At 39.8% G+C, this 12,448-nt stretch carries 12 protein-coding genes; 11 read left to right on the top strand and 1 reads right to left on the bottom strand.

The window, feature by feature from the left end; all coding sequences use genetic code 11:
- Nucleotides 1-67: 67 nt before the first annotated feature.
- From IGL49_RS07230 to IGL49_RS07220, 3 genes are all read left to right on the top strand, one after another.
- Entirely contained in the window at nt 68-1,087 is a 1,020-nt protein-coding gene (locus tag IGL49_RS07230; protein ID WP_104854039.1) for a branched-chain amino acid aminotransferase, read from the top strand.
- A gap of 135 nt (nt 1,088-1,222) precedes the next feature.
- Complete coding sequence (locus IGL49_RS07225) at nt 1,223-1,543, top strand: cupin domain-containing protein (RefSeq protein WP_164982857.1); 321 nt, start codon at nt 1,223-1,225, stop codon at nt 1,541-1,543.
- A 64-nt stretch (nt 1,544-1,607) separates the two neighbouring features.
- Nucleotides 1,608-3,248: a peptide ABC transporter substrate-binding protein gene (locus tag IGL49_RS07220; protein WP_104854037.1), complete on the top strand. Its 1,641-nt coding sequence runs from the start codon at nt 1,608-1,610 to the stop codon at nt 3,246-3,248.
- Between the two features lie 115 nt (nt 3,249-3,363).
- Here the strand turns inward: IGL49_RS07220 and IGL49_RS07215 are convergent, their stop codons facing one another.
- Entirely contained in the window at nt 3,364-4,221 is an 858-nt protein-coding gene (locus IGL49_RS07215) for an NAD(P)H-hydrate dehydratase (protein ID WP_104854036.1), read from the bottom strand.
- Between the two features lie 149 nt (nt 4,222-4,370).
- On the opposite strand from IGL49_RS07215, the gene IGL49_RS07210 reads away from it, so the two are divergent.
- The 8 genes from IGL49_RS07210 (at nt 4,371) to purF (ending at nt 12,448) form a co-directional block, all read left to right on the top strand.
- Nucleotides 4,371-5,237 (top strand): SPFH domain-containing protein, encoded by an 867-nt coding sequence (locus IGL49_RS07210; RefSeq protein ID WP_002357267.1) that lies wholly within the window; start codon nt 4,371-4,373, stop codon nt 5,235-5,237.
- Between the two features lie 173 nt (nt 5,238-5,410).
- Nucleotides 5,411-5,899, top strand: coding sequence for a 5-(carboxyamino)imidazole ribonucleotide mutase (gene purE, locus IGL49_RS07205; RefSeq protein WP_104854035.1), 489 nt, complete (start codon nt 5,411-5,413; stop codon nt 5,897-5,899).
- Entirely contained in the window at nt 5,892-7,016 is a 1,125-nt protein-coding gene (purK, locus tag IGL49_RS07200; RefSeq protein WP_104854034.1) for a 5-(carboxyamino)imidazole ribonucleotide synthase, read from the top strand. Before purE ends, purK begins: the two co-directional genes overlap by 8 nt.
- Before the next feature lie 147 nt (nt 7,017-7,163).
- Nucleotides 7,164-7,877: a phosphoribosylaminoimidazolesuccinocarboxamide synthase gene (gene purC, locus IGL49_RS07195; RefSeq protein ID WP_104854033.1), complete on the top strand. Its 714-nt coding sequence runs from the start codon at nt 7,164-7,166 to the stop codon at nt 7,875-7,877.
- Nucleotides 7,878-7,890: 13 nt separating this feature from the next.
- Entirely contained in the window at nt 7,891-8,142 is a 252-nt protein-coding gene (gene purS, locus IGL49_RS07190) for a phosphoribosylformylglycinamidine synthase subunit PurS (RefSeq protein WP_104854032.1), read from the top strand.
- On the top strand, nt 8,143-8,817 hold the full coding sequence (gene purQ / locus IGL49_RS07185; protein ID WP_104854031.1) for a phosphoribosylformylglycinamidine synthase subunit PurQ: 675 nt from the start codon (nt 8,143-8,145) through the stop codon (nt 8,815-8,817).
- Complete coding sequence (purL, locus tag IGL49_RS07180) at nt 8,814-11,033, top strand: phosphoribosylformylglycinamidine synthase subunit PurL (RefSeq protein WP_104854030.1); 2,220 nt, start codon at nt 8,814-8,816, stop codon at nt 11,031-11,033. Before purQ ends, purL begins: the two co-directional genes overlap by 4 nt.
- Nucleotides 11,009-12,448: an amidophosphoribosyltransferase gene (gene purF / locus IGL49_RS07175; RefSeq protein WP_104854029.1), complete on the top strand. Its 1,440-nt coding sequence runs from the start codon at nt 11,009-11,011 to the stop codon at nt 12,446-12,448. The genes purL and purF overlap by 25 nt, the downstream gene beginning before the upstream one ends.

The raw sequence follows: 12,448 nt of genomic DNA, 5'->3' as shown, positions 1-12,448 counted from the left end.
CTAGTTTTTGGTGGGTACAATTACACTAATTAAGATAAAAAATCAAAATAATTGAGGTGCTACGACAATGGAAAAAGCCAATCTTGATTGGAATAATTTAGGATTTTCTTACATTAAAACGCCCTTTCGTTATATTAGTTATTGGCGAGATGGCAAGTGGGAAGAAGGCACGCTAACAGATAACAATCAGTTAACGATTAGTGAAGGTTCGCCTGCTCTACATTATGGCCAACAATGTTTTGAAGGATTAAAAGCGTATCAATGTGCAGATGGTTCTGTCAATTTGTTTCGTCCAGATAAAAATGCCAAACGGCTACAAAAAAGTTGTGCGCGTCTACTGATGCCACAAGTGCCAGTAGAAACCTTTGTTTCTGCATGCCAAGAAGTGGTGAAAGCCAACCTTGCTTATTTACCGCCATATGGAACGGGCGGTACGTTGTATCTTCGCCCTTATATGATTGGTGTCGGCGATAATATTGGCGTAGCACCTGCCAAAGAATACATTTTTTCTATTTTTTGCGTGCCGGTTGGTTCGTATTTTAAAAATGGTTTAGCACCCACCAACTTTATCGTTTCTGAATATGATCGAGCAGCGGGTCGAGGAACTGGGGCCGCTAAAGTGGGGGGCAATTATGCAGCTAGTCTTTTACCAGGTGCAGAAGCACATGAGAAAGAATTTAGTGATTGCATTTATTTAGATCCGTATACGCATACGAAAATTGAAGAAGTTGGTGCAGCCAATTTCTTTGGCATAACCAAAGATGGTACTTTTATTACGCCGAAATCAGCGTCTATTTTACCAAGTATTACTAAATATTCATTATTGACGCTAGCAAAAGAACGTTTAGGGATGACGGCGCTTGAAGGAGATGTTTACATTGACCGATTAGCGGACTTTTCCGAAGCAGGTGCTTGTGGCACAGCGGCGATTATTTCTCCTATTGGTGGGATTCAAAACGGCACAGATTTTCATGTATTTTATAGTGAAACAGAAGTTGGGCCAGTGACCAAACAACTATATGATGAATTGGTTGGCATACAGTTTGGTGACAAAGAAGCGCCAGAAGGCTGGATTGTTAAAGTTTAAAGAGACAAAAAAGAGAGAATTCACGCTCTCTTTTTTTTGTGTTGAATATTCAGAATTTTCTATAAAAAGATTGACTTTGATACTATTTAAAGGAATAATGGAAGATACAAGATTTAAAAAAAGGAGGGAAATTGATTGCTTATTAAATCAGCAGAATCAAAAGAAATGACGATTTTTTTTGATAAAGAAAACCAACCAAATGCACAAGTTCAAATGGGCATTATTACATTACAGCCTGGTGAAAAACGGCCTTTAGCTGGATATGCTCGCCATGAACAGGATGAATATTCTTATGTGATTTCTGGCGAAGCACATACGATTTTAGAAGATGGTCAAGACTTAGTTGGAAAAGCTGGACAAGCCCAATTAATTGAAGCTGGTGAGGGTCACATTAATTATAATGCTGGGTTGGAGCCTGCGGTCGTTGTCTGGATGCTTGTGGAAAGGACAGAATAAAAGGGGAGGCCTGCCTTTCTGGAAGTAAGAGCATAAAAAAATGAAGAGTTATAGGAGAAAGAAGATGAAAAAATATTTAAAAATCACAATGGTTTGTGTTTTATTAGTAGGATTTTTAGTTGGGTGTACCAATAAAAGTGAAAATAAAAAGAAACAGAAAAATACCAAAGAAGCCGTTCAACTGATGTCACCCTCGGAATTAACAACGCTCAATACCTCTGTATTATTGGATTTTCCAGATGCTATTGTCCAAACAGCAGCGTTTGAAGGGTTATATAGTTTAGATGAACAAGACCAATTGGTACCAGCCGTAGCAAAAGCATTGCCGACGATTTCAGAAGATGGAAAAACCTACACGATTTCTTTGAGAAAAGAAGCGGTTTGGAGTAACGATGATCCTGTAACGGCACATGATTTTGAATATGCTTGGAAAAAAATGATTGATCCTAAAAACGGCTTTGTTTATAGCTTCCTCATCGTTGAAACAATTCAAAATGGCGCAGAAATCTCAGCTGGGAAATTAGCAACCAATGAACTTGGTGTCACAGCTGTGGATGATTATACATTAAAGGTGACGCTCAAAGAGCCAAAACCGTATTTTACGTCCTTGTTAGCTTTTCCTACATTTTTCCCGCAAAATCAAAAAGTAGTTGAACAATTTGGTGCGGACTATGGAACTGCTAGTGATAAAGTCGTCTATAATGGTCCCTTCGTGGTAAAAGATTGGCAGCAAACAAAGATGGACTGGCAACTAGCAAAGAATAATCGCTATTGGGATCACCAGAACGTGCGCTCAGACATTATCAATTATACGGTTATCAAAGAAACATCTACCGCATTGAATCTTTTTGAAGATGGACAATTAGATGTGGCTACACTAAGTGGTGAACTGGCGCAACAGAATAAAAATAATACGTTGTATCATTCGTACCCAACAGCGACAATGAACTATTTGCGCTTAAATCAAAAACGGAAAGGGCAAGCAACGCCGCTTGCAAATCAAAACCTGCGTAAAGCGTTCGCTTTAGGAATAGATAAAGAAAATCTAGTCAATAATATTATTGCAGATGGTTCTAAAGCGCTACATGGTGCAATCACGGAAGGTTTTGTGGCGAATCCCACAACGAACCTCGATTTTCGTCAAGAAGCAGGTAATTTAATGGTTTATAACAAAGAAAAAGCACAAAGTTATTGGAAAAAAGCACAAGCAGAATTAGGAGAAAAGGTGAACATTGAATTGATGGTAACAGATGATGGTTCTTACAAAAAAATTGGTGAAAGTTTGCAAGGCTCGCTGCAAGAACTGTTTCCTGGTTTGACAATAGAGCTAACCGTATTGCCAACTGAAGCTGCATTGAACTTTGGGCGAGAAAGCGACTATGATTTATTCTTAATTTATTGGACACCGGACTATCAAGATCCTATTTCTACTCTGATGACTTTATACAAGGGTAATGATCGCAATTATCAGAACCCTGTCTATGACAAATTATTAGATGAAGCAGCCACAACCTATGCCTTAGAGCCAGAAAAAAGATGGGCGACACTGATTGCAGCTGAAAAAGAAGTGATTGAAACGACTGCTGGCATGATTCCACTTAGCCAAAATGAACAAACAGTCCTGCAAAATGATAAAGTCAAAGGCTTGAATTTTCATACCTTTGGTGCTCCATTAACGTTAAAAAATGTTTATAAGGAAAAATAAAGAGAGAGTCTGGGCTGAAAATCGCTTTTGATTTTCGGCCCAGGCTTAAATCCTACTTTTTAACCCAAGCTTTGTCACCATTTAGTCTTTTCGGGTTTTCTCTCGAACGCTTCTGTTACAGTAGTTCAGAATCAGGTGCAGTGTGTGGCTGTGCATATTTTTTCATATATGTCGGCAAGGCTTGACTAATCTTCGTTGGTAAAACAACATAGTCGGTTTTGGCCAAATCATCACCAATGAGACTGTGTAAGTAGACGGCGCCAGCAATTGTTTCAATTGTCGGCTTAAACTGAGCTAAAAAGCCAGCAATGATGCCAGCCAAGGTATCCCCAGTTCCGCCAGTAGCCATCCCAGGATTGCCACCTGTATTTTGAAAAGGTTCTCCTGCGTGGAAAATTGTGGTGCGATGACTTTTTAAAACAATCGTACTGCCTAATTTTGCTTGTTGGCGCTGGTTATTTGCCAGCGTTTGTTGCTCAATAGGTAAGTGACTCAAACGTTGCCATTCCATTTGATGAGGTGTGAAAACAACTTTTTCAGGATAGGTAAGGGAAAAATTACCTTGGCTAAACAGGGTAATCGCTGAGCCATCGATGATTAACCATTGTTGTTTTTGATGTTGGACGAGCACCATCTTTAACAGTTGTTGTGCAGTAGCATCTAAGCCTAAACCTGGACCAATTAAAATAACCTCCGCTTGCTCTACGACGTCCGTCAGAAGGACTGTTTCTTCAAAGTCCACGACCATGGCTTCTGGACATCTTGCATGTAAAGGCCCGTGATTCTTAACATCAGTAATCACAGTGGTGAGACCAGCGCCACTATTGATGCACGCTTCGGTACTCATGATAATGGCTCCGCCATATTGTCGGTTTCCTCCGATTAATACAACACGCCCAAAATTGTTTTTATAAGAGTCAGAGGGGCGTTGAGTGATGACTTCCTTTAAAATGTCCTTGCTTAAATAGCGCATTCTATCACTCCTTTTCTTGGGATTTCTTTGTTCTCAGTATACTACAAGAACACCGAAAAAATCAGTTTATTTAATGTTAAAAGTTACTCTATTGAAGGCAATGAGGTGTATAATAAGGACCAGATAAATGAGTTAGGAGAGCGAAACAGATGGAAGAGAAAAAAACATTTTATATGAGTGGCTACGTAGGAATTGCGAGCTTATTAGTTATTTTAATTGCGGGAATTGGTTTATTTATTTATGGAGCGAGTCATACCAATGGTGTTCTTGTTGTTTTAGGTATTATTTTGTTAGTTGGGGCTATTTTATTTTTAAGTTCCTTAACTATTGTTAGTCCCAATCAGGCGAAAGCTATTTTATTTTTTGGTCGTTACTTAGGCACGATTAAAGAAAATGGGTTGTTTATTACCATTCCATTTACGCAAAAAATGAACATTTCTTTGAAAGTACGAAATTTCAATAGTTCTCTGTTAAAAGTCAATGACTCTGACGGGAATCCAATCGAAATCTCTGCGGTCATCGTTTTTCGGGTAGTCGATACAGCTAAGGCGTTATTTAATGTTGATTATTATCAAGACTTTGTGGAAATTCAAAGCGAAACGGCAATCCGGCATGTAGCAACACAATATCCTTATGATACTTTTTCAGATAATGATGTAACTCTGCGAGGAAATACCGAACAAATTTCCGAGGAGTTAACCAAAGAATTGCAAGAACGCTTGGCAGTGGCTGGTGTAGAGGTTATCGAAACACGGTTGAATCATTTAGCTTATGCAACTGAAATTGCTAGCTCCATGTTGCAAAGACAGCAAGCAAAAGCAATCTTAGCGGCCCGACAAACAATTGTTGAAGGTGCGGTAAGTATGACACAAATGGCCTTAGAACAGATTGAAGAAGGGCAAGAAATTAATTTTACCGATGAACGAAAAGTCCAACTTATTAATAATTTACTAGTCTCAATCATTACTGATAAGGGCACACAACCAGTTATTAATACAGGCGACGTTTCTTCTTAAAGAGGAAGCAACGCTAAAAATACCAAAAAAAGAGTCATCTTTCCGATGGCTCTTTTTTTGATAAATACGAACATTATATAATTTTAATTTATGATATTTCGGTTTTTCTTTGACATCTCTTTTTCTCATTGTTAGAATAACAGTGAAAAAAGGCGGAAGGAGTTATTACATTCATGAAACCATTAGTCGCTGTAATTATGGGAAGTACCTCAGACTGGGCAACGATGAAAGCTGCTTGTCTTGTGTTGGAAGAGTTAGAAATTCCTTATGAAAAACGAGTGATATCAGCACACAGAACCCCTGATTTGATGTTTCGCTTTGCAGAGGAATCACGAACAAAAGGATTGAAGGTTATTATTGCTGGCGCAGGTGGAGCAGCTCATTTACCAGGGATGGTGGCTGCAAAGACAACCTTACCTGTGATTGGTGTTCCAGTTAAAACACGAACATTAAACGGTGTTGATTCACTGTTGTCTATTGTACAGATGCCAGGCGGAGTTCCTGTAGCAACAACTGCGATTGGCTCAGCAGGCGCTACCAATGCAGGGTTATTAGCTGCAGAAATACTAAGTATTGATGATTTACGGTTAGCAGAAAAAATCCAAGCGAGACGGCTATCACTGGAAAAAGCGGTTATGGAAAGTGGGGAACAACTTGAATAAACCTTTAAAAGTCGGAGCAACTATTGGCATTATAGGCGGGGGACAGTTAGGGCGAATGCTAGTCATGAGTGGTAAAAAAATGGGTTTCCAAATGATTGTGTTGGACCCAACGCCTGATAGTCCAGCTGGTCAAGTAGCTGACCGTCAAATTGTGGCAGCCTTTCATCATCCACCTGCTTTAATCGAACTAGCAGAGTTATGCGATGTGATCACCTATGAATTTGAAAATATTGAAGTGGGCTCCTTAGAAAAGGCTATTCCACTAGAAAAGTTGCCACAAGGAACAGAATTGTTAAAAATTACTCAAAATCGATTGCTTGAAAAAACGTTTCTTCAATCGATTGGCTGTAAGATTGCTCCTTTTGCGGAAGTAAAAAGCCAGAAAGAGCTGCCACAAGCAACAGAAAAGATTGGTTTTCCGTGTGTATTAAAGACTATTCAAGGTGGATATGATGGCAAAGGACAGGTCATCTTAAAATGCGATGAGGATTTGTCCCAAGCGACTGAATTATTAGCTAACACCACATGTGAACTAGAAAAGTGGGTGCCTTTCACTAAAGAACTCTCAATCATTGTTGCGGGGAATAAGCATGGCTATCAAGCCTTTCCTGTGTCAGAAAACATTCATCGAAAGAATATCTTGCATGAATCAATTGTGCCCGCTCGAATTTCTGAGGATGTGCAACAAAAAGTAGCGGAATTAGCGCAACAAATTGCTGAGGAATTAAATTTATCTGGGGTTTTAGCTATCGAACTGTTTTTAACGGATTCAGAAGAGCTGTATGTTAATGAATTAGCGCCACGGCCTCATAACTCAGCTCACTACTCTATTGAAGCTTGCTCATTTAGTCAATTTGATGCGCATATTCGAGGGATTAGCAATTGGGGCATCGGGTTACCCCAGTTACTTCAACCAGCGGTTATGGTGAATCTCTTAGGCGAACACTTAGAAAAAAGCTACCAGTTATGCACGTCAAAACCCACTTGGCAAATCCATTACTATGGGAAGGCCGAATCAAAAGTTGGCAGAAAAATGGGCCACGTCACCATTACAACACCTAGTTTATCAGAAACGTTAAAGGAAATTGAGACTGTTGGAATTTGGAACGTAACTTAATAAATGCTTGCTCCAAGCAAGTTTTTTATTTTTACATCCATCAAACACGAACAATTATTGTTTTTTTGTAACTAATGTAAGTTTTTGGTGTGAATCAGCCGACTTAGAAAGAATAGGGTCCATGAAGCTAACGAGAAGAGGGAAAGAATGGAAAAGAAAGCACTTGTGTATACAGGAAAAGCGAAGAAGTTGTATCAAACAGAAAATGCAGCGGTTCTTTTTGTGGAATATCTTGATCAAGCAACAGCTTTAAACGGTCAAAAAAAAGATAAAGTTCTTGGGAAAGGTGCTTTGAATAATCAAATCACTAGTCTAATTTTTGAACATTTACAGCAACAGAAGATTCCCAATCATTTTATTAAAAAAATCTCTGATCACGAACAATTAATTCAAGCTGTAGAAATGATTCCTTTGGAAGTTGTCGTACGTAATTATGCGGCAGGAAGTTTTTCGAAGCGTTTAGGGATTGAAGAGGGCACTAAATTAGTGACGCCCATTATCGAATTTTATTACAAAGAAGATCGTCTGGATGATCCTTTTATTAACGAAGACCATATTCAATTTCTAAAGGTGGCCACCCCTGCTGAAATTGTGGAGATTAAAGCGTTGGCGTTACAAATTAATCAGGCGCTCAGTCAACTCTTTCAACGCCTGAATATTTGTTTGATCGATTTTAAAATCGAGATTGGTCGGACGAAGGCCAATCAATTGTTACTGGCAGACGAAATTTCTCCAGACACCTGTCGCCTATGGGATTTAAACACAAACGAACATCTGGACAAAGATGTTTATCGCCGTGAACTAGGAGAAATAGTTCCTGTATATGAAGAAGTTTTACAACGTTTACTAACAGCTAATTGAGGAGGAAGTGCTTATGTATTTTGTCAAAGTCTATGTTACGTATAAAGAATCAATTTTGGATCCCCAAGGTGAAGCGGTTAAGGAAGCAGTCCATCGGTTTGGTTTTACAGAAGTAGCCGAAATCCGTGTCGGTAAGTATTTTGAAATGCGCGTCCAGCAGACAGAATCAGTTGAAGAGAAAATTGAACAAATTTGCGATCAACTATTAGCCAATGTAAATATGGAATCCTATCGTTTTGAAATTTTATCTTTGGAGGAAATTTAAATGAAATTGGCAGTGATTGTTTTTCCAGGATCCAATTGTGATGCAGACTTATTGTGGGCTGTCAAAGATGTGATGGGCGTCGATGCAGAATTTGTCCGACACGATACAACTTCTTTAGCAAAATTTGATGGCGTGTTGTTGCCTGGTGGTTTTTCTTATGGCGATTACTTACGTTGTGGTGCAATTGCTCGGTTTTCACCAATTATCAATGAGGTGATTCGCTTTGCTACAGAAGGCAAAATGGTTTTTGGTACTTGTAATGGCTTTCAAATTTTAACAGAAATTGGCTTGCTTCCTGGTACGTTGCTAAGAAATGATTCGCTTCGTTTTATTTGTAAAAGTGTCCCGTTGAAAGTGAATACGCACACAAAGTTTACAAGCGAGTATCCTGAAAATGTCTCGATACATTTACCAGTAGCACATGGCGAAGGTAATTACTATTGTGATGAAAAAACGTTGAAAGAGCTGAAAGAAAAGAACCAAATTGTTTTTACGTATCAAGAAAGGGTGAACGGTAGTCTTGCGAATATTGCTGGTATTTGTAATGAACAGGGCAATGTTCTAGGAATGATGCCTCATCCGGAACGAGCGATGGAAGAATTGTTAGGTTCAACAGATGGACGCAGCTTTTTTGCTTCAATCATTAAAAACTTTGGAAAGGAATTAAGCCAATGATGAATGAACCAACACCAAAAGAAATCAAGGAGACACGGTTGTATGCAGAATGGGGATTAACAGATGAAGAATATCATCAGATTGAGACCATTTTGCAAAGAGAACCTAATTATACAGAAACTGGCTTATTTTCCGTGATGTGGAGTGAACATTGCTCTTACAAAAATTCCAAGACCGTTTTAAAAAAGTTTCCGACGGAAGGGCCACAAGTGCTTCAAGGTCCTGGTGAAGGAGCTGGGATTGTCGATATTGGTGAAGGATTAGCTGTTGTTTTTAAAGCAGAGAGCCATAATCATCCTTCTGCAGTGGAACCTTACGAAGGAGCAGCTACAGGCGTTGGTGGAATTATTCGCGATATTTTCAGTATGGGCGCGCGGCCGATTGCTTTATTGGATTCGTTAAGATTTGGCGAACTGACGGATGCGCGAACACGTTATTTGTTTCAAGAAGTTGTGGCGGGGATTAGCGGTTATGGAAATTGTATTGGTATTCCAACCGTTGGCGGCGAAATTGCTTTTGAACCATGTTATCAAGGAAACCCACTTGTTAATGCTATGTGTGTGGGATTGATTCGTCATGATGAGATTCAAAAAGGCCAAGCAAAAGGCGTCGGAAATAGCATTCTTTACGTAGGTGCGAAAACAGGACGAGATGGGATTCATGGTGCGACCTTTGCTTCAGAAGAATTTAGTAAAGGCGAAGAACAGCAACGATCTGCGGTACAAGTAGGTGATCCGTTTATGGAAAAATTATTATTGGAAGCTTGTCTTGATTTAATCAAAAATCATCAAGATATTTTAATCGGCATCCAAGATATGGGGGCGGCAGGCTTGGTTTCTTCAAGTGCTGAAATGGCATCAAAAGCAGGTTCAGGCTTGATTCTAGAGCTAGATAAAGTTCCGCAGAGAGAGACGCAGATGAGTCCCTATGAAATGCTCTTGTCTGAGTCCCAAGAACGGATGTTAATCTGTGTGGAAAAAGGAACAGAACAGCAAGTTTGTGAATTATTTCAAACGTATGACTTAGAAGCGGTAGCGATTGGATCCGTAACAGATGATGGACAGTATCGTGTCTTTCACAGGGGCAAAATAGTCGCAGATGTACCAGTAGATGCTTTAGCAGAAGAAGCACCTGTCTACCAGAAAGCTTATCAAGAACCAGAACGGATGCGTGCTTTTAAAAAATTAGCCCCCTTCATTCCAGAAATTGCGAATAGTACGGAATTATTAAAACGTCTATTGCAACAGCCAACGATTGCATCAAAAAAATCAGTTTACGAAACCTATGATAGTCAAGTCCAAACGAATACAGTGGTGCAACCAGGAAGTGATGCAGCTGTTTTAAGAGTGCGGGGCACCAACAAAGCCTTAGCGATGACGACAGATTGTAATAGCCGTTATTTGTATTTAAATCCTGAAATTGGTGGGCAAATTGCGGTTGCAGAAGCAGCTCGTAATATTGTTGCAAGTGGGGCACAACCTTTGGCTATCACTGATTGCTTGAATTATGGTTCCCCAGATAAACCAGAAAGTTTTTGGGAATTATGGACATCAGCGGATGGAATCGCCGCAGCCTGCCGTCAACTAGGAACACCCGTGATTTCAGGGAACGTCTCTCTTTACAATGAAACAGATGGTCAAGCCATTTATCCTACGCCGATGATCGGCATGGTGGGAGTGATTGAAGATGTATCACATATTACCACACAAGCGTTTAAACAAATTGATGACTTAATTTATCTCATCGGTGAAACTCACGCAGATTTTAACGGCTCAGAAATTCAAATAATGCAACTGGGTCGAATTGAAGGGCAATTACGCTCATTTGATTTAAAAGAGGAAAAAGCAAACCAAGAATTAGTTTTAAAAGCAATTCAAGCGGGCCTGGTTGCTAGCGCCCATGATTGCGCTGAAGGCGGCGTTGCCGTTGCTTTAGCCGAATCGACTTTTGCCAACGAATTGGGGTTACAGGTGACACTGCCATTAAAAAAAGAATATCTATTCGCGGAGACGCAATCCCGTTTTATTCTTTCAGTTAGTCCCCAGCATCAAGAAGCATTTGAAACACTTATTGGAAAAAAAGCCCAACACATTGGGAAAGTGACTGAAACTGGTTTGGTCATTCATGCGTTAGATGATGTGATCAATTGTTCAACAAAAGAAGCCAAAGCCTTATGGGAGGATGCGATTCCATGTCTTATGAAGCAAAAAGCTTAAATGAAGAGTGTGGTATTTTTGGTATTTGGGGTCATCCAGAAGCGGCACAAGTGACCTATTTTGGCTTACACAGCTTACAGCATCGAGGCCAAGAAGGCGCGGGAATTGTGGCGAACAATTCTGGGAAATTAGATGGGCACCGTGATTTAGGTTTATTAGCAGAAGTCTTCCAAAAGCAAGAACAACTGAATGCGTTAGAGGGAACAGCGGCTATTGGTCATGTACGCTATGCAACCGCTGGTACGGGTAGCGTGGATAATATCCAGCCATTTTTGTTTAAATTTTATGATAGTCAAATTGGGTTAGCGCACAATGGCAATTTGACAAATGCCAAGCGTTTACGAAAACAACTAGAAACAGAGGGGGCAATTTTTCATTCCAATTCAGACACTGAAATTTTAATGCACTTGATTCGAAAAAGCACTGCTGCCTCGTTTCTCGATAAACTAAAAGAGAGCTTGAATTTGGTTAAGGGGGGCTTTGCTTATCTTTTACTAACAGAAACAATGATGATTGCTGCACTCGATTCCAATGGCTTTCGTCCTCTCTCCATCGGACAAATGAACAATGGCGCGTATGTTGTGGCATCCGAAACGTGTGCATTAGAAACAGTTGGCGCTCGCTTTATTCAAGATGTGGCACCTGGTGAAGTAGTCATCATTTCTGATGAAGGCTTGCAAATAGAGGTTTTCACTACGGAAGTCCAACCAGCGATTTGCGCAATGGAATATATTTATTTTGCGCGACCAGATTCAAATATTGCTGGAGTTAATGTGCATACAGCACGTAAAAGAATGGGGAAGAACTTGGCAATCGAAAGTCCAGTTGCAGCTGATATGGTGATTGGAGTGCCCAACTCGTCATTGTCTGCAGCTAGTGGCTATGCAGAAGAAGCAAAGATTCCTTACGAACTAGGTTTAGTAAAAAATCAATATGTCGCTCGAACATTCATTCAGCCAACACAAGAATTAAGAGAACAAGGTGTCCGTATGAAACTATCGGCAGTTCGTGGCGTGGTCAAAGGGAAAAAAGTCATTTTAGTTGATGACTCGATCGTTCGTGGGACCACTATTCGGCGTATTATTCATTTATTAAAAGAAGCAGAAGCGCAAGAAGTTCATGTCAGAATTGCTTCACCACCATTAAAATATCCCTGTTTTTATGGCATTGATATACAGACTAGGGACGAACTAATTGCGGCAAACTATTCAATTGAAGAGATCAAAGAGCAGATTGGCGCAGATTCGCTTGCTTTTTTGAGTGAAGCAGGGCTGATTGATGGGATTCAATTAAATTATGATGCTCCTTATTCTGGGTTGTGTATGGCTTACTTTAATGGAGACTACCCAACGCCTTTGTATGATTATGAAGAACAATATCAAGCATCCTTGAAAAAAGAAACTAGGAGGAATTGA

Origin of the sequence: Enterococcus sp. DIV1337a, assembly GCF_051712285.1 — a bacterium.
GTDB classification, from domain to species: Bacteria; Bacillota; Bacilli; order Lactobacillales; family Enterococcaceae; genus Enterococcus; species Enterococcus faecalis.
The sequence above is the reverse complement of the archived record's forward strand: the minus strand, read 5'-3'. Positions and strand labels throughout refer to the sequence as shown.

Bases quoted from the DNA above. Each gene is read 5' to 3' on its own strand.
- purE (WP_104854035.1), top strand. From the start codon at position 5,411: ATGAAACCATTAGTCGCTGTAATTATGGGAAGTACCTCAGACTGGGCA.
- purL (WP_104854030.1), top strand. From the start codon at position 8,814: ATGATGAATGAACCAACACCAAAAGAAATCAAGGAGACACGGTTGTAT.
- IGL49_RS07220 (WP_104854037.1), top strand. From the start codon at position 1,608: ATGAAAAAATATTTAAAAATCACAATGGTTTGTGTTTTATTAGTAGGA.
- purQ (WP_104854031.1), top strand. From the start codon at position 8,143: ATGAAATTGGCAGTGATTGTTTTTCCAGGATCCAATTGTGATGCAGAC.
- IGL49_RS07215 (WP_104854036.1), bottom strand. From the start codon at position 4,221: ATGCGCTATTTAAGCAAGGACATTTTAAAGGAAGTCATCACTCAACGC.
- IGL49_RS07210 (WP_002357267.1), top strand. From the start codon at position 4,371: ATGGAAGAGAAAAAAACATTTTATATGAGTGGCTACGTAGGAATTGCG.
- purF (WP_104854029.1), top strand. From the start codon at position 11,009: ATGTCTTATGAAGCAAAAAGCTTAAATGAAGAGTGTGGTATTTTTGGT.
- purS (WP_104854032.1), top strand. From the start codon at position 7,891: ATGTATTTTGTCAAAGTCTATGTTACGTATAAAGAATCAATTTTGGAT.
- IGL49_RS07230 (WP_104854039.1), top strand. From the start codon at position 68: ATGGAAAAAGCCAATCTTGATTGGAATAATTTAGGATTTTCTTACATT.
- purC (WP_104854033.1), top strand. From the start codon at position 7,164: ATGGAAAAGAAAGCACTTGTGTATACAGGAAAAGCGAAGAAGTTGTAT.